The 16,732-nt window shown below is 48.6% G+C and carries 15 protein-coding genes and 1 pseudogene; 10 read left to right on the top strand and 6 right to left on the bottom strand.

Translation table 11 applies throughout. From position 1 onward, the window contains the following. The first annotated feature begins 11 nt into the window (after positions 1-11). Genes prpD through K6J72_RS04360 form a run of 3 tightly spaced genes read left to right on the top strand, consistent with a single transcriptional unit; the run spans position 12 to position 2,728 of the window. Complete coding sequence (gene prpD, locus K6J72_RS04370; protein ID WP_260320495.1) at positions 12-1,433, top strand: 2-methylcitrate dehydratase; 1,422 nt, start codon at positions 12-14, stop codon at positions 1,431-1,433. Between the two features lie 58 nt (positions 1,434-1,491). Continuing rightward, positions 1,492-1,968, top strand: coding sequence for a pirin-like C-terminal cupin domain-containing protein (locus K6J72_RS04365; RefSeq protein ID WP_260320494.1), 477 nt, complete (start codon positions 1,492-1,494; stop codon positions 1,966-1,968). Further along, positions 1,937-2,728: a VirB8 family type IV secretion system protein gene (locus K6J72_RS04360; protein WP_260320493.1), complete on the top strand. Its 792-nt coding sequence runs from the start codon at positions 1,937-1,939 to the stop codon at positions 2,726-2,728. The genes K6J72_RS04365 and K6J72_RS04360 overlap by 32 nt, the downstream gene beginning before the upstream one ends. A gap of 1 nt (position 2,729) precedes the next feature. Here K6J72_RS04360 and gatB read toward each other — a convergent pair whose 3' ends face one another. Then, positions 2,730-4,163, bottom strand: a complete 1,434-nt coding sequence (gene gatB, locus K6J72_RS04355) for an Asp-tRNA(Asn)/Glu-tRNA(Gln) amidotransferase subunit GatB (RefSeq protein WP_221278937.1) — start codon at positions 4,161-4,163, stop codon at positions 2,730-2,732. A gap of 73 nt (positions 4,164-4,236) precedes the next feature. Here gatB and hemH point away from each other — a divergent pair, with 73 nt between their 5' ends. The 5 genes from hemH (at position 4,237) to murI (ending at position 10,845) form a co-directional block, all read left to right on the top strand. Further along, the gene (gene hemH, locus K6J72_RS04350) at positions 4,237-5,208 is read left to right on the top strand and encodes a ferrochelatase (RefSeq protein WP_221278936.1); all 972 of its coding nucleotides are present in this window, start codon (positions 4,237-4,239) and stop codon (positions 5,206-5,208) included. Positions 5,209-5,255: 47 nt separating this feature from the next. After that, entirely contained in the window at positions 5,256-5,885 is a 630-nt protein-coding gene (locus K6J72_RS04345) for a SoxW family protein (RefSeq protein ID WP_221278935.1), read from the top strand. Further along, positions 5,875-8,685: a cytochrome c biogenesis protein CcsA gene (gene ccsA / locus K6J72_RS04340; RefSeq protein ID WP_221278934.1), complete on the top strand. Its 2,811-nt coding sequence runs from the start codon at positions 5,875-5,877 to the stop codon at positions 8,683-8,685. Before K6J72_RS04345 ends, ccsA begins: the two co-directional genes overlap by 11 nt. A gap of 112 nt (positions 8,686-8,797) precedes the next feature. Further along, positions 8,798-10,096: a transcription termination factor Rho gene (gene rho, locus K6J72_RS04335; protein ID WP_221278933.1), complete on the top strand. Its 1,299-nt coding sequence runs from the start codon at positions 8,798-8,800 to the stop codon at positions 10,094-10,096. Next, entirely contained in the window at positions 10,093-10,845 is a 753-nt protein-coding gene (gene murI / locus K6J72_RS04330) for a glutamate racemase (RefSeq protein WP_221278932.1), read from the top strand. The genes rho and murI overlap by 4 nt, the downstream gene beginning before the upstream one ends. Positions 10,846-11,269: 424 nt before the next feature. Here the strand turns inward: murI and K6J72_RS04325 are convergent, their stop codons facing one another. After that, positions 11,270-11,611: a DNA adenine methylase gene (locus tag K6J72_RS04325; protein WP_260320491.1), complete on the bottom strand. Its 342-nt coding sequence runs from the start codon at positions 11,609-11,611 to the stop codon at positions 11,270-11,272. A 128-nt stretch (positions 11,612-11,739) separates the two neighbouring features. Between K6J72_RS04325 and K6J72_RS04320 the strand changes: the two genes are divergently transcribed. Together K6J72_RS04320 and K6J72_RS04315 are read left to right on the top strand one after the other, a co-directional pair. Beyond that, the gene (locus K6J72_RS04320; RefSeq protein WP_221278931.1) at positions 11,740-12,594 is read left to right on the top strand and encodes a menaquinone biosynthesis family protein; all 855 of its coding nucleotides are present in this window, start codon (positions 11,740-11,742) and stop codon (positions 12,592-12,594) included. Positions 12,595-12,605: 11 nt separating this feature from the next. Beyond that, entirely contained in the window at positions 12,606-13,514 is a 909-nt protein-coding gene (locus K6J72_RS04315) for an alpha/beta fold hydrolase (protein WP_221278930.1), read from the top strand. Here the strand turns inward: K6J72_RS04315 and flhB are convergent. From flhB to K6J72_RS04295, 4 genes and pseudogenes are all read right to left on the bottom strand, one after another. Then, entirely contained in the window at positions 13,511-14,566 is a 1,056-nt protein-coding gene (gene flhB / locus K6J72_RS04310) for a flagellar biosynthesis protein FlhB (protein WP_221278929.1), read from the bottom strand. The two genes, K6J72_RS04315 and flhB, sit on opposite strands and share 4 nt — an antisense overlap. Continuing rightward, positions 14,559-15,116, bottom strand: coding sequence for a molybdenum cofactor guanylyltransferase (locus tag K6J72_RS04305; RefSeq protein WP_221278928.1), 558 nt, complete (start codon positions 15,114-15,116; stop codon positions 14,559-14,561). The genes flhB and K6J72_RS04305 overlap by 8 nt, the downstream gene beginning before the upstream one ends. Continuing rightward, a pseudogene (locus K6J72_RS04300) lies at positions 15,116-15,921 on the bottom strand (DNA-methyltransferase). The gene K6J72_RS04305 and the pseudogene K6J72_RS04300 overlap by 1 nt, the downstream one beginning before the upstream one ends. Further along, positions 15,914-16,732 carry a type II restriction endonuclease gene (locus tag K6J72_RS04295; RefSeq protein WP_221278927.1) on the bottom strand — a complete coding sequence of 273 codons (819 nt, stop codon included), beginning with the start codon at positions 16,730-16,732 and terminating at the stop codon, positions 15,914-15,916. The pseudogene K6J72_RS04300 and the gene K6J72_RS04295 overlap by 8 nt, the downstream one beginning before the upstream one ends.

Genomic DNA, 16,732 nt, shown 5'->3' with positions numbered 1-16,732 from the left:
AGGAAGTTTTTATGTTAAGTTACGATTCAGCTCTTACAACCCTAGCCCACTACATTTTAGACGGCGAGATTTCCAAACACGCCACCCAAAGCGCCACACTCAGCCTCATAGACTCCATTGCCTGCGCTTTAATGGCGCTCAAAGACCCTGAGTGCACGAAGTTACTAGGCCCTAGTGTGCCGGGGGCAGATTTTAGACCGCTAGGGGCGAAAGTGCTTGGCACGGCTTACCAGCTTGAACCTGTGGGCGCGGCGTTTAATGTGTCATGCATGGTGCGCTGGATGGACTTTAACGATACATGGCTAGCCAAAGAGTGGTGCCACCCTAGCGACAATTTGGGGGCGATTTGGGCGTTGGGCGATTATGTGAGCCGCCTGCGTCTATCCAAACAAGAACAGCCCCTCAAAGTGAGAGATATTTTGCACGCCATGGTGCAGGCCTATGAGATTCAAGGCGTGCTGGCGATGGACAATTCCTTTTACGATGAAGGCCTGGATCACACTTTATTAGTGCGTTTGGCAAGTGCGGGCGTGGGGGCAAAAATTTTAGGGGGGCAAAGAAGAAATTTTAAGCGCGCTTTCACACGCCTTTGTAGATGGGGGGTGCTTCGAGTGTTTCGCCACGCCCCTTTTAGCGCCACGAGGCAGGCTTGGGCGGGGGCGGATGCCACAAGTCGGTGGGTGCAACTTGCGCTAAGGGCGATGAGCGGTGAAATGGGCTGCATGAAGGCTTTGAGTGCGCCTAAGTGGGGCTTTGAAGCCGTGTGTATGCCCCAAACTAAGGGCGGTTTAGCACTAAACGAGTTAGGCGCACATGTGATCGAAAATGTCTTGTATAAAATCTCTTACCCTGTGCTTTTCCCTATCCAAACCGCTGTGGAGTGCGCCTTGATCTTGCATAAACAAGTTGCCCCCAGACTAGATGAGATCGCTAAAATTGTGCTCACCACTCAAGAGGGCGTGGAGAAAATCATGGCAGGCGGGGGGCAGGCTTACCAACGCCTCGATCGCGAGTATAGCCTCGCCTACCCCATTGCCTACGCCCTGTTAAGGGGGCATTTATGCACAGACTCTTACAGCGACATGAACGCCAAGAACTCCTTTTTACAGCAACTCATGGGCTTGGTGGAAGTGCAGGTGAGCCCCACTTACACCAAGGAAGCCAAAGAACCGCACAAAAGGGCGATTCCTAACGCCCTGCAAGTCTTTTTTAAAAACGGCACAAGCACGCAAAAAATTGAAGTGAAATACCCTCTAGGGCACCGCTTTAGACGCGAAGAAGGCTTGAGTGCCTTGCAACAAAAATGCCAAAACGCCCTAAAAAAGGTCTATCCACTCAAAAAAGTTGCCCAAATTGAAACCCTTTTGGGCAATCAAGACCGCTTAGAAAACCTAGACTTTAATCTCTTTTGTGATTTATTAGCCTTTGTGTAGAGCAATGGGCTATCTCTTTGAAAAGATGTTCATAGAAAGACGAGCCTATCAAGGGGAGGTGGAACACAGCGACTCGCACGGCTTAGCATGCCAAGCCATCAACCCAGAGCAAATCCCCATAGCCACTCTAAAAAAAAGCCAAGTGCGCGTGATTGCAGGTGCGTTTAATGGGCTTAAGGGTGTGGCGCAAACCCTTAGCCCTGTCAATGTGTGGGGCATAGAGCTTAGGGGGTTCTTGTCTTTGCCCATTCCAGAAGAGCATAATGTCTGGATTTTAGTGCGTGAGGGGCTGGTATCTGTAGAGAAACAAAAGGCCAGCACACAGGAGCTCATCACCTTTCAAAAGGGTGGAGATTTGGTGCACCTTGAAGCCCTAGAGCCTTCCAGCGTGCTGGTTTTAACGGGCTTGCCTCTAAACGAGCCGATCGTAGGGCATGGCCCCTTTGTGATGACCAACAAAGAGGAGGTCGCACAAGCCCAAGTCGACTTGCAAGCGGGCAAATTTGGCACACTTCGAGCGGGGCATGGCAAATAACAACGACCTCCTAAAAGACGAGATTATCGCCGAGTTGTGGGCGAAACTGCAGGCAGAGCAGGCCAAGTTTGAAAAAGACATGGCAAGCAAGATCGAAAGCTTGGCGGTGCAGAACTTGGACTTAAACAGCGTTTTTAGAATTGAAAGGCGCAACACCACCATCGCCTACCGCTTAGTGGTACTGCTAAGCTTCATCAGTTTGGCGTTGGTTGTGGCATTGATGATTCTCTTGCCCCTAAAGAAAACCGAACACCACTTCATAGACTTTGCCAACCAAGACAAGCACTACGCCATCATCCAAAAGGCAGATGGCAATTTGGCAAGCAACGAAGCCTTAGTGCGTTCTTTAGTGGGGCAGTATGTGCTCGATAGAGAGTCGATTAACCGCATAGACGATAAGGAGCGCTATGAAGTCGTGCGTTTGCAAAGCGAGGCGCAGGTGTGGCAGGTTTTTGAAAACTTGGTGGCCTCCAAAAACAGCATTTACACTGCCCAACAGCTCACAAGGGACATCCACATCATCAACATCTCTTTACTCAAGCAAAGCAAGGAGCAAAACATCGCCCAAGTGCAGATCGTGGCAAAGCTCTTTAGGGCGGGCAGTCTCTTGACAGAGAAACGCTATAATATTGTGTTGAGCTTTGCCTTCAAGCCCCTGCCCGCCTTTGACACCGCCATGATGCCCAAAAACCCCACGGGCTTTGAAGTGATCCGCTACAGCGTAACCGAAATGCAAAACCTCAAAAACCTAAAACCCTAGTTTACTTGCTTAATTCTTGTTTGAGTAGGCTGTTGACCATTCCCGGGTTGGCGTTTTTGAGTTTTTTGAGCACCTGTCCTACAAAGAAGCCAAAGAGTTTGTCTTTACCGCTTTTGTACTCAGCGACTTTGTCGGCATTGCTCTCTAACACCTCAGCAATCGCCTTTAAAAGCGTGCCCTCATCGCCCACTTGCGCTAACCCGAGTCGATCTATGAGTGTGTCTATGTCTTTAGGACTTGCACTCTCTTGTTTCATCAATGTGTCTAAAATTTCCTTGCCCGCCTTGCCTGAAATGCGTTGACTTTCAATGTCCAGCACGATTTTCGCCAAAGTGTCCGGCTTAATGGGGCATTCTTGCAAAGTCTGCTCGCCTTCCAAACGCCCCAACAGCTCTACGCATAGCCACGAACAGGCCCCCTTCGCGCTTGCGCCCAGCTCTAGCATTTTCTCAAAGTAGGTGGCCAACTCCAAACTCCCCACTAGAGTGTTCGCCTCTTCAGTCTTTAGCCCCAAACTCTCTATGTAACGCGTCTTTTTGGCTTCGGGCAACTCTTTAATCTTGCGCCCCTCTTGTAGTAGGCTCTCGGGGATGTGCACGGGGCGCAAGTCTGGATCAGGGAAGTAGCGGTAATCGGCAGACTCTTCTTTGTTGCGCATGGACTGCGTGATCCCCCTAGCCGTGTCAAACAAACGGGTTTCTTGCACAACCTCGCTTGCATAAGTACCCCTTTCAAACGCCTCAATCTGTCTTTCCACCTCATACTCAATCGCCTTTTGGATAAACTTAAAGCTATTTAGGTTTTTAATTTCCACCCTTGTAAGGAGCTTAGTTTCGCCTCTGGGGCGGATAGACACATTGGCATCGCACCTAAAATTGCCCTCTTGCATGTTGCCATCGCAAATGTCCAAAAAGCACACAATGGCGTGCAATTTCTTTAAATAGCTGATGGCTTGCTCGCTGCTACGCATGTCCGGGCAACTCACAATCTCTAAAAGGGGCGTGCCGGCCCTGTTTAAATCCACCTGCGAGTGGTGGCTGGCGTGTATGTTCTTGCCCGCGTCCTCTTCAAGGTGTGCCCTTTCAATGTTAATGCGTTTTATGCCCTCGGGCGTTTCTATGTCTAAATACCCATGAGCGACTATGGGGCGCTCAAATTGTGAGATTTGATAGGCTTTAGGCAAGTCGGGGTAAAAGTAATTCTTGCGGGCAAAGACGCTCTCTTGTGTGATGGTGGCGTTGATCGCCGTGCCAAAGGCGATGGCTTTTTTCACCGCTTCAGCGTTTAGCACGGGCAAAGCCCCCGGTAGCCCTAAGCACACGGGGCAGGTGTTGGTGTTGGGCGTGTCTTTAAAACTCGTGGGGCAGGCGCAAAAAATCTTGGTCTGGGTGTTGAGTTGGGCATGCACTTCTAAGCCGATGATGGTTTCAAACATGTGTAATCCTTTGTTTGGCATGAGCCAACATTTTACCATGCAAAAATGACAAATCATGGCATAATAGGAGCTTATGTCGATTTCAGAGCCTAAAGAAGCCGTTGTCCTTTTGAATATGGGTGGTCCGAACAACCTTTACGAAGTGGAAGTGTTTTTAACAAACATGTTCAACGACCCCTATATTCTGGCCATCAAAAGCCCCTTTTGGCGCAAACTCTTAGCCTCCTTTATCGTAAAAATGCGTAAAGAAAAATCCAAAGCCATTTACCAAAAAATCGGACACAAGTCCCCCATAAATGCCTTGAGCGCAAGGCTCACACACCGCCTAAACGCCTTAGATCCCACCCGCCATTACACCTACGCCATGCGCTACACCCCCCCTTTTGCGCCCATGGTTTTTGCCGAGCTGAAGGTGCAGGGCTTTGAGTCATGTTTGCTCTTTTCTATGTATCCGCAATACTCCACAACAACCACGCTATCCTCCCTTGAAGACGCTCTAAAAGCCTTAAGGGCACTAAATTTCTCTCCTAAGTTGAGTTGCATTGACCGCTTTTACACGCATGAGTCCTACAATCAAGCCATTGTTGAGAGCATTGCAAATACAATAAAGGGACACAACCCTAGGGAGTTTGTGCTGATTTTTAGCGTGCATGGGCTGCCTGAAAGCGTGGTACAACAAGGCGACCCCTACCAAGCCGAGTGTTTGCACCATGTGAGCCTGCTCAAACAACAACTTTTGCCCATGCACTTTAAAAAAATCACCTTGAGCTATCAATCTAAGGTTGGTCCCATGAAATGGCTTGAGCCTAGCACCCAAGAAGCCCTAGAAACGCACCGCAAAGATAAAATCATCATCTACCCCCTAGCCTTTAGCATCGACAACTCGGAGACCGTTTACGAGTTGCAAATACAATACCGCCTAGAAGCCATGCGTCTTGCTGTGCCGCAGTTTCTCGTTTGCCCTTGTTTAAACGATGATTTAGGTTTTATACGGGCGATTGTAGATTTGGTCCACAACGCCCCTAGAAAGCCCCTAAGCCCATGATTTATGTAAAAAAGCTACAATGCCCCATTTTCTTAAAAAGGTTTTTGATGCGTCCATTTTTTTTACTCCCCCTCTTAGCTCTCTTTTGTCATTGTGCCCTAGCCGATGACAAGGTGGATGAGAGCATGCTAAGCTCAGGGGCAACCTCCCCCCAAAGCGTTTTTAAAGAGAGCAATAACTTCGATAAACAAAGCTATGCCGGCCTAGAAGACATTTTCCAAGACACGCAGGACATCCGCACAAAGGGCAAGTATATGCTGCTTGTCTTTGGCAAAAATGGCTGCTCGTATTGCGAAATGCTAAAGCAGGACTTAAAGCACTACGCCAATTTACGCACCTACATTAAAGACCACTTCAGCGCCTACTACATCAACATCAGCTACTCCAAAATGCACCATTTTGTCATCGGACCTGCTGAAAAGCCCAAAGAAACGATGTTAAGCACCCAGGACCTCTCTTCCATCTATGATGTCAATTCCACGCCCACGCTCGTGCTCGCCGACCCCACGGGCAAGACCATTTACGAATTGCCCGGTTACATGCCCCATGTGCAACTTTTGGCGGTGCTGGAGTTTGTTGGCAAGGGGCTGTATAAGGATTTAAACGACAAACAATTCATTGAGAAATTGCGGGCGTATATCCTTAAAAAAACACAAGAAGCTAGACATGCAGGTTAAAAGAATCTTTGGTTTTTTCTTTGGCTCTTTTTGGGTGGCAATCCCCCTGTTGATGGTGTATGCAACCGCTTGTGCGTTGGCGACCTTCATTGAAAACGATTATGGCACACCGGCAAGCCGTGCTGTGGTGTATAACACATGGTGGTTTAGTGCCCTGCATGTGTATTTGCTCTTGGTGATCGTGGGGACCTTAATCGCTTCTAAAGCGTGGCAGCGGCAACGCTACGCCAGCTTGTTTTTCCACAGTTCTTTGGTGTTTATCATTTTGGGGGCGGGGGTAACAAGGTTTTTTGGCTTTGAAGCCACCATGCATCTACGCACCAACCAAACCAGCGACAAAATCACCACCGCCGACAGCTATTTAAATTTAACGATCAGCAAAGACCAACAACCCCCTTTGCATTTTTCCTTAAAAACCACACTCTCGCCCTTCTCCCGTTACCTACCCACTGAAGAGGTGATGGCGTATGGCAAGCCCCTACGCCTGGAGCCCATCAGTGTGCATAAAATGTCGCCCGAAAAAAGGGACAACAAGGCGTTGTTAGAAATCAAACTAAGCTATGGTGGGGCAAGCCACACCTTGCATATTTTGGGCGGACAAGGTGAGGTGAGCCAAGATGAAAAAACCACACTAGAGGGCGTACAAATCGCCTTAAATTGGGGGGTTACAGAGCGTGTATTGCCCTTTAAACTGCATTTAACCCGTTTTGAGCTAGAGCGCTACCCCGGCTCGATGAGCCCCTCCTCTTACGCTTCGCAAGTAGAAGTGTTGGACAGCAAGGGGCAATTAATCATGCCCTTTCGCATTTTTATGAACCATGTCCTAGATTATGGGGGGTATCGCTTTTTCCAATCCTCTTACGACACAGACGAGCAGGGCACGATTTTATCGGTCAATCGCGATCCGGGCAAGAATTTAACTTATTTGGGTTATGGCTTGCTCATGGCAGGGGCGTTGTTCTTGCTCTTTAGCCGGCAGGGGCGTTTCCAAAGGCTTTCTCGTTTTTTAAAAGCCCAACACATTGTAGCTCTCTTGTGTGCCCTCTCTCTTGGCGCAATGGCGCACGCCGATGAGGGCAAAATCGACATGCACGGGGGCAAAACCCCCCACGCCCCAACCCCCCTAGATAAAATGGCCAAGATACACCCAAGCACCGCCCAGATTCATGCCAAAATCTTGCAACGCTTTAAGGATTTGAGGGCGCACTCAAAAGAGCAACTCACCCCCTTTGCCCGTTTGCAGGTGCAGGGCTTTGAGGGGCGGATCAAACCTTTAGACACCCTAAGCATTGAGCTCATCCACAAAATCACCAAAGAAGACGGCTTTAAGGGCATGGATGCCTTACAAGTGATGCTGGGCATGATGCTTTATCCCGATGATTATAAAAGCATTAAAATGATTTACACCTCCACACCCAAACTTAGAGCCTTGCTAGGCACACCCACGAACCAGCGGCGCATCGCATTTTTGGATGTCTTCGGGCCGCATGGCTACAAACTCCAAAACTTCGTGGAGGAAGTGAACCAAAAAGCCCCCAAAGATAGGGATGAATTTGATAAGGACATTTTAAAGCTGGATGAGCGGGTCAACCTTGTCTACATGATCTTTAGTGGGAGCATTTTAAAGATTTTCCCCGATCAAAGCGGCAACACATGGCTAAGTCCTGCCGATGCGATCAAAAACGAGAACATTAAAATCTCTACAGAAGCCACGCATTTTTTAAGGGACTTGTTTAAGGGCTTTGACTTGGGCGTGGATCAAAACCAATGGGGCAGCGTGCATAAAACCCTAAACGACTTGCTCGCCTACCAACGCGCGCACAGCAAGCTCGCCCTAAGCCCGGGGCGTGTGGACTCGGAGATACTCTTAAACCACAGCAATTTTTTCCACACGCTCATGCTCCCCTACTTGCTCTTAGGCGTGGTGCTCTTAGGCGTGGTGCTTGTGGCGATCTTTAAAAATAGACCCGTGCCCAAGTGGCTGCATTTTAGTTTTTATGGCCTTTTGTTGCTCTGTTGGTTGGCGCACAGCGTTGGGTTGGTGTTGCGCTGGTATGTGAGTGGGCATGCCCCCTGGAGCAACGCCTACGAGTCCATGCTCTACATTTCGTGGGCGGCGATGCTCTCAGGGCTCATTTTGCGCTCCAACTTAGCGTTGTGCGCATCTAGCTTTTTGGCGGGCATTGCGCTGTTTGTGGCGCATTTGGGCTTTATGGACCCACAGATCAGCAATTTAGTCCCCGTTTTGAAATCCTATTGGCTCAATATCCATGTGTCCATCATCACCGCAAGCTATGGCTTCTTGGGGCTATGCTTCATACTAGGGCTACTCACCCTGCTGTTGTTCCTCTTAAGGAGCGAGAGACGCCCCCACATTGATACGAGCATTTTAGCCCTAAGCGCGCTCAATGAAATGGGGATGATCATGGGGCTGTTGTTGCTCGCGGTGGGCAACTTCCTTGGCGGGGTGTGGGCCAATGAGTCTTGGGGGCGTTACTGGGGTTGGGACCCTAAAGAAACATGGGCACTCATCTCTATCGCTGTCTATGCGATCATTTTACACCTACGCTTTTTGCGTTTTGAGTTCATGCCCTATGTCTTTGCGGCTGCGAGCGTGATCGGCTTTTACTCCATTTTAATGACCTACTTTGGGGTGAATTACTACTTATCTGGCATGCACAGCTACGCGGCGGGCGACCCACTGCCCATCCCTACATTTCTCTACCCTTTAGTGGCTTCTACTTTTCTTTTGGTCTTTGTGGCGGGCCTGAAGCGCAAATTGCCAATGGCAAAGGTTTAAAGCCTTGACTTTTAGAGAGTTTTACACTAAAATCTGGGTTTTATTCCTCTTTTTTTGTGTTTAGCTTCCCTAAAATGAGGCTTCTAATTGTTATACCCACATAAGGATTGATATGGCCGACCACCATAAACAAAAGACCCACACCCCTGTGAGTGGATACCGCATTGAAGAATTGCGCGCTCACCCCACAGAACGGCTTTTAGAGATCGCCAATGAACTAAAAGTCGAAAACCCCCAAGAGTTTAAACGCCAAGATTTGATGTTTGAAATCCTAAAAAATCAGGTTTCTCAAGGTGGCTATATTCTTTTTACGGGGATTTTAGAAACCGCCGGGGATGGGTATGGGTTTTTGCGTGGTTTGGATGGGAGTTTTTCAGATAACCAAAACGACACCTATGTGAGCCATTCACAGATCAAACGCTTTGCCTTGCGCAATGGCGACATTGTTACCGGGCAGGTGCGCGCCCCTAAAGATCAAGAAAAATACTACGCCCTGCTAAAGATCGAGGCGGTCAATTACCTGCCCCTAGATGAAATCCGCCACCGCCCACTCTTTGACAACCTAACCCCTCTATTTCCCACCGAACAGCTTAAATTAGAGTATGAGCCCACCAAGGTTACAGGACGCATGCTAGACTTGTTTAGCCCCATGGGCAAGGGCCAAAGGGCACTCATTGTCGCCCCACCGCGCACAGGTAAAACCGAATTGATGAAAGAGCTCGCGCATGGGATCACCTACAACCACCCCGAAGTGGAGTTGATCATTTTATTGGTGGACGAACGCCCCGAAGAAGTGACAGACATGCAAAGAAGTGTGCGCGGGCAAGTCTTTAGCTCTACTTTTGACCTGCCCTCCACCAACCACATACGCATTGCCGAGCTCGTGCTCGAGCGGGCAAAGAGGCGGGTGGAAATGGGTAAAGATGTGGTGATTTTGCTAGATTCGATCACCCGCCTAGCGCGGGCTTACAACGCGATCACACCCTCAAGCGGGAAGGTGCTAAGCGGGGGCGTGGATGCCAACGCTTTGCATAAACCCAAACGCTTTTTTGGCGCAGCCCGCAACATTGAAGAGGGGGGGAGCTTAACGATCATCGCCACCGCCTTGATTGAAACCGGCTCACGCATGGATGAGGTGATTTTTGAAGAGTTTAAAGGCACGGGCAATAGCGAAATTGTGCTGGCTAGAAGCATCTCGGATCGGCGCATTTACCCCGCCTTTGATGTGCTAAAATCGGGCACCCGTAAAGACAATATCCTGCTAGGCAAGGACACGCTAACTAAGGTGTGGGTGTTAAGAAATGTGATGCAACAAATGGACGATGTGGAAGCGCTGAACTTCATTTACTCCAAAATGCAGACCACAAAGGACAACCAAGAGTTCTTAAAACTCATGCAAGAGGGTTCTTGAAGGTCGGAGTATTTGACAGTGGGGTGGGGGGTTTAAGCGTTTTAGAGAGCCTGCTAAAGGCCCGCTTGTTCGAGCACATCATCTATTATGGCGACACCGCCCGCGTGCCCTATGGCCCTAAAGACCCCGCCACCATCGCCAAGTTCTCCCTAGAGGCGTTGGATTTTTTTCAGCCTTTTAGCATTGACATGTTGGTCGTGGCGTGCAACAGTGTGAGCGCGTGGGCTCTGCCCGCCATGCGTGCGCACGCCAAAATCCCCATTGTGGGCGTGATTGAGGCGGGGGTTTTAGCGATCACGCAAAGCACGCCCAAAAACGCCCCTATTTTGGTGCTAGGCACTAAGGCGACCATCAGCTCAGGGCGTTATGCAAGGGAGCTCAAAGAGCAGGGCTATGGCTTCGTGGATAGTTTGGCTACAGGCTTGTTTGTCCCTTTGATTGAAGAGGGGGTTTTAGAGGGCGCGCTCTTAGAGGCGTGTATGGCGCACTACTTTGCCCCCCTAAAGAGCGCCCCCTCTGTTTTGGTCTTAGGTTGCACCCATTTTCCTTGGATCGCTAAACCCCTACAATCCTACTTTACCAACCGCTTCAAATCCCCCGTGCACTTAGTCCACTCAGGCGAGGCGATTGTGGCACGCTTAAGGCAAGTTTACAACTTGCACCCCCACACAAGCACAAAATTAGAACTCTTTGCCAGCGGGGATCAAACCCTTTTGGAGCAACTCGCCAAACCCCTAAAAGCCCTTTAATGTTCTCGAGTTTTGTAAACCCACAGCAAACCCCGATCTTGTCATCTTAGCAAGCACGGCAAAGCCTTGATCGTGCGCTTAGATTAAATAACTTCTCCCCACAAAAGCAACACTTACACAGCTAGACGCAACATGAAAAACAACAACCCATAAAAAAGATTTTTGGGTCAAGAAATTTTTAAAGCACTTGGTGTGTATAAAACCCTCTATGACATGAGCATTACCGTGGATTTAAGACCCTTGAAGAGACCTTTAACAAGCCTCTAAGTTGCTGGATTTAGCGCAACAACCAGCCTCCATCCATAAAGGGTTATAGTGCCTTTTTTAGAGGCCATCGACTCTTTAGTGGTGTTTTAGGCCCACACTCATTGCCGATGGAGTGCAATTTAAGTTTAACGAGTACCTAATGCGTATTTAAGAGTCTTTAATACGCCCAAAAAGCCCTTTTGTCAATTTGGGTGCGCATGGCATCGATTTTTAGAGCATTGCTGTCGCTAAAGTATAAGCGCCCTTCCCCACCGCCTAAAGCGTAGTGTTGGTAGATTTTGCCCGCTAGTGGGGGCAAGTTATTGAGCGCATCGATGAGAGTTTGTGCCCGCTTGAGGGGTTTGGTGTTTTCAATGTAGTGTTTGGCAAGTACGAAACTATAAAACTCTTTATCGTTGCTCAACACCTGTTTGGCATGGTTTTTAAACAACCGCCCCACCGCTGCCGTGCCTGAGAAAAGGTCGGCAAAGATGCAATCGGCTAGCAAGCTTGCGGACACGCCCCCAACTCAAGTCATTGCCCAGCACAAGACCTTTATAATGCCCTTCAAATGCGCTTAGAATCCCTAAAAGGCACAACGCCCTATTTTTAATAAAACAAGCTAAAATGAGAGAAAAGGAAGGTTGCATGCTAAGCATAGCGCACAGCCCCGATGCGGACGATATTTTTATGTTTTACGCCCTTGCCTTTGGGTGGGTCAATTTCCCTAAGCCTTTCACGCACCACGCCCTAGACATAGAGAGCCTAAACCAAGAAGCCCTTAAGGGCACGCATGCCATTAGCGCCATTAGTTTTGGGCTCTACCCCCTCATTAAAGACCATTACGCCTTGTTGCAACCAGCGACAAGTTTTGGGCAGGGCTATGGGCCTAAGCTGGTGCGCCTTCAAAACAAGCCCCTTAAAAAGAATTTCAAAGTGGCTTTAAGCGGGCAGTACACCACCAATGCCCTTTTGTTCAGGCTCTATTACCCACAGGCACGGGTGGTGTATAAAAATTTCTTAGAGATCGAAGGAGCTGTTTTAAAGGGTGAAGTGGACGCGGGAGTGCTGATCCACGAGAGCATTTTAGACTTTCACCCCGATTTGATTGTGGAAAAAGAGATTTGGGAGGTGTGGTGTGAGCTCTCTAACAGCGAGTTGCCCCTGCCTTTAGGGGGCATGGCTCTTAGGCGTTCCATCCCTTTAACGCAAGCCATACGCATGCAAAAGGCTTTAAACAAGGCGATTGTGCTTGCTCTAAAGCACCAAGATTTGCTAGCGGACATGCTCTTAGAGCGGAGCTTAGTGAGAGTCCATAAGGCACATTTAGACACTTATTTAAGCATGTATGCCAATGAAAACTCTTGCGCTTTGAGTGGGGAGCAAAGGGCAGGCATTGATGCGCTCTTTGCTTTGGGTTTTAAACACGGGCTTTACCCCGAGCTTGTGGCTTGTCAAGATTATTTAATCCCCGACTCTTATGAAAATTTGCGCTTTTCTTAAAGGATGACTAGGTGGCTAAGAACGAACGCATCAACAGCGATAACCCCCCTTATTTAGAACTTTATTTTGACCGCTATGAGCCCACTCAGTCTAAGGGGGTGGTGGTGCAGATTGCCACGGGCATGGTGGAGCATAAAGAGCATTATAAATGGCTGGCAGCAGAGCTTTGTAATCGGGGGTATGTGGTCTTTGTCGCCGATCACAGGGGGCATGGACTGAGTGTTTTGGAGCATCAAGGTGAGATTTTTTGGGGGGAGATGGGCGATGATGGCTTTGAGTGGGCAGTCAAGGACATGGCCAAACTTGCCAAACACATCAAAGCCCTTTACCCCACGCATAAACTCGTGCTTTTAGGCCATAGCATGGGGTCTTTGCTGGCTAGACGGCTGGTGCAACACGACTACACTCCCCTAGACGCTTTGGTTTTAACAGGCACGCCCGCCCCTTTCTTTGGCTTAAGGTTTTGCGCCTTCTTGCTAAAGGTGTTGGGCCGTTTGGATATCCACTTTAAGGGGGGGGTCAACACGCTCTTTAGTTTGCACCCTAAGGTGCGGATGTACCAGGGTAATTGGGTGTGTAAAAACACGGGGGCGTTGAAACTTCTACGCATGGACCCGGCCTCGCGCTTTGTCTTCAGCACCAAGAGTTTTGCGCTTTTGACTGAAGGGGCTTTTAAGGTGTTTCACACCCACGCCTATGGGCGCAAGGATTTACCCATTTTGTTTTTAAGTGGGCTAGACGATGTGTGTGGCAACTTTGGCGTGGGCGTGGTAAAAGCGCACCACTGCCTAGAAAAACAAGGCTTTAAGGACATTGAACTGCGCCTGTTTTCTAAAGACCGCCACAAAATCTTTGATGAGAGCGACAAGCAAGCCGTGCTTGCGTGCCTCTTAAAGTGGCTGGAGAGCAAGGGGCTTTAGCGGTTCTTCATTTGCTGGATGTGCGCCACTTGGGCAAATACAATCGCCACCGCCTCAAAGAGCACTTTAGGGATCACCTCATCAATGTCCACATCTTGGTAGAGCTGTCTAGCGAGTTTAGGGTTTTCTATGATTTCGATTTCGTGTTCTCTTGCCACACCTTTAATGCGGATGGCTAAGTGGTCTATGCCCTTAGCCACAACCACAGGGGCGGGGTCGTTTTCTTCAAACCTCAACGCCACAGCGTAGTGTGTTGGGTTAGTAACGACCACATTTGCGCTGGGGATGGCCGCCATCATTTTACTCATGGAGTTTTTCAGCATGAGTTGCTTGATTTTGGCTTTGATCTCGGGGTTGCCCTCTTGTTGTTTGTATTCATCCTTGACTTCTTGTTTTGTCATTTTTAAGGACTCTATGTATTGCCGCCGTTTGAGCATAAAATCTAACAAAGAAGCCACGAGAAACAAGAACAACAAACCCGCAATGACCTCTAAAGACTTGCCTTTAAACCACAAGAGCTGGTCTTTGTAATTAAATTGCGCCACACCCGTGAGTTCATCCACAAATGAATACACCAAGACAAAGCCCAAAATGAAAGCGATCAACACCTTTGTGGTGATCAACAGCCCATCTAAGAGCCGTTTGAGGCTGAATAGATTTTTAAAGCCTGTGATGGGGTTGATTTTGCTCCATTTAGGCTCAATGGCTTTGGGGCTGAATAAAAAGCCAAATTGCAAGACATTTGCCAAAAACGCCACAAGCCCCACTAAAAAGAGAAAAGGCAACAGCACCCATAGAATGTCTTTCAGCAGTTGCAAGGACAGTACATACAAATTATGGGGGGTGAAGTCTAACTTCACCCAGCGCAAGGACTGCCTAAACATGCTCTCAAAACTCTCGAGCCAAAATTGAAAAAACACAAAAATCCCCCCAAAACTGCCCAGCAAGCCTAAAAACCCTAAGACCTCCAAACTCTTGGCGACATTGCCCTCTTCTCTTGCTTTTTCAATCTTTTTTGCCGAGGGGAGCTCGGTTTTTTCTTCTTCAGCCATTTAACGCCTCTGTGTAGTCGTTGTAGGTGTTTAAATTGCAAAACTCTTTACTCTCGATCACTTCTACCCCAAAGCCTATTTTGGCAAACACTGCCCCCACTTTTTCTTGCCCCCCATCTAGAGCCTCTTGCAGGAGGTCTAGGGCACTCGGCTGGCATAAACTCGGCAAGTAAAAGGTCTTGGGGCTTTTTAGATAAATTAGAGGAGCTTTAAAGCGGTTGTCATAGAGTTTTAAAAGGCTTTCTTGCGTGATAAAAGGCATATCCACGGGGATAAAGATTAGGGGGGTTTGTAATGCGCTTAACGCATGTGCCATCCCCACTAAGGGGTTAAAGTGGCTTGTTGCTTCGATCAAATGCCGCGCCTTGAAAGGGTAGGGCTGTTTGCAGGAGAGATAGACCTCTTGAAACCATTGTTTGAGTTTGGCGTGCTGAAACTCTAAAAGCGTGGTGTCTTTAAAGGGCAAAAGGGCCTTGTCAAACTGCTTGCCCCCCACTTGCATACGGCTGCTTTTCCCCCCACACAACAACACACAATTTAAGTTTTGCACTAGGCGATCCACTTAGAAATTTTTTTAGACAGCTCGCCAAAACGCAGATCCAAATCCTGCTTGCGCTTGGTGGCTAGCTCGATAAACTCTAACTCTCTTTCAATCCCCACGAAGTTGCGCCCGAGTAAATTCGCCGCAATGCCCGTAGAGCCCGAGCCGCTGAAAGGGTCGCAAACCAAGCTCTCTTCTGTGCTTGCCATGAGAATCAAGCGGGCTAAAAGGCTCAGGGGTTTTTGTGTGGGGTGCTTGCCTAGGCTTTTCTCCCACGGGGCGATGGCGGGTAAGGTCCATACATCGCGCATTTGCTTACCCCCATTGAGCGCCTTCATGCACTGGTAGTTGAAAATGTGGGCGTGTTTGGGGCTTTTGCGTGCCCATAAGATTTGCTCGCTGGCATGCACCAAAGTACGGCAAGAAAAATTAGGCGGGGGGTTGCTCTTATGCCATGTGATGATGTTTAAGAGTTTAAAGCCTAGAGATTGCAAGGCGAGCCCCAAAGAAAAGAGATTGTGGTAAGTGGCGCTGATGAATAGCGAACCTGTGGGCTTTAGGGCATCTTTAGCAAGGCTGAGCCACTCCACATTAAAGGCGTGCATGTGCTCTAGCCCTTGGCTTTTGTCCCACTCCCCTTATTGACGCTCACGATCTGTCCGTTTTGGATACTAAGCCCTCCATTGGAGAGAAAATAAGGCGGATCGGCAAAGATCAAATCCACGCTCTCTTTAAAATGGGGCAAGACCTCCTTGCAATCGGCGTGGTAGAGTTTAAATTTTTGATCAGAGCTGGCGAAGGCTAAATTAGGCATGGCTTAGCTCATTTAAGAGAGTGCCTAGCTGGCTTAGGTTATAAACCCGCACACTTTTATAGGCTTCTTGGAGTTTATTTTTAGCCTCAAGCCACCCTTGCCCATCTGTGATCCAAATAAATTCTTTATGGGGGTGCTTGGCAAAACGGGGGGCAAGCTCTTGATACGCCCTTGCGACTTCGTTCAATTTGCTCCCCCCGCTGCTGTAAAAATTGCGTTCAATGAAGTAGGTCGTTTGGTTGCCATAGATCACAAAATCAAACTTCTTAATGTCGTTGCCAAAGCTACCGTGCAAGTCCTTAAACTCTGTAACGCTCACCTGTGCTTTAAAATGAAGCTTGGCTTGTTGAAAGGCGTTTTCTAGGTGTTGCTCCATCAACGCCCCGCTGCGGTTTTTACGCGCGTTACTGTCTAAGCCCACCTCAATCCCAAAGATCACATCGTTTAGGTCTGTGATTTGGCGTGCGCTAAAGATTTCTAAAAGTCCGCTCTCTTGTAGGAGTGTGCAAATGCCCTTTGGGCTTTGTAAATAGTCTTGCAAAACCCCCCCTTTGACAAGTTCTTTGGGGTTTCTAATGGCAAGTAGTGAGGGCAAAAGGCTAAAGGCTTCTTGGTGGTCTTGAAAAATTTGCGCCACTTTGGTGGGCAAGTCTGGCGCGCTGACTCCTAAAAGGGTGTTTAGGTGTTTGGCATAAAGGCGGATTTTTTGGCGGTTGTTCAAGACTTTTTGCCAATCCACGAAAAAGCCAAGCGTGCGGTTGGTCTTTTGTAGAGTGGCTAAAAAATCCGTAAAAGACATGGGGTTTGTCAT

The sequence above is a fragment of the Helicobacter sp. NHP19-003 genome (genome assembly GCF_019703305.1).
GTDB lineage: Bacteria > Campylobacterota > Campylobacteria > Campylobacterales > Helicobacteraceae > Helicobacter > Helicobacter gastrocanis.
This window is presented reverse-complemented; position numbering and strand designations above follow the sequence as displayed.

Excerpts from the sequence above, each read along its gene's own strand:
- prpD (WP_260320495.1), top strand. The coding sequence starts at position 12 with ATGTTAAGTTACGATTCAGCTCTTACAACCCTAGCCCACTACATTTTA.
- gatB (WP_221278937.1), bottom strand. The coding sequence starts at position 4,163 with ATGTTTGAAACCATCATCGGCTTAGAAGTGCATGCCCAACTCAACACC.
- hemH (WP_221278936.1), top strand. The coding sequence starts at position 4,237 with ATGTCGATTTCAGAGCCTAAAGAAGCCGTTGTCCTTTTGAATATGGGT.
- K6J72_RS04345 (WP_221278935.1), top strand. The coding sequence starts at position 5,256 with ATGCGTCCATTTTTTTTACTCCCCCTCTTAGCTCTCTTTTGTCATTGT.
- ccsA (WP_221278934.1), top strand. The coding sequence starts at position 5,875 with ATGCAGGTTAAAAGAATCTTTGGTTTTTTCTTTGGCTCTTTTTGGGTG.
- rho (WP_221278933.1), top strand. The coding sequence starts at position 8,798 with ATGGCCGACCACCATAAACAAAAGACCCACACCCCTGTGAGTGGATAC.
- K6J72_RS04320 (WP_221278931.1), top strand. The coding sequence starts at position 11,740 with ATGCTAAGCATAGCGCACAGCCCCGATGCGGACGATATTTTTATGTTT.
- flhB (WP_221278929.1), bottom strand. The coding sequence starts at position 14,566 with ATGGCTGAAGAAGAAAAAACCGAGCTCCCCTCGGCAAAAAAGATTGAA.
- K6J72_RS04295 (WP_221278927.1), bottom strand. The coding sequence starts at position 16,732 with ATGACAAACCCCATGTCTTTTACGGATTTTTTAGCCACTCTACAAAAG.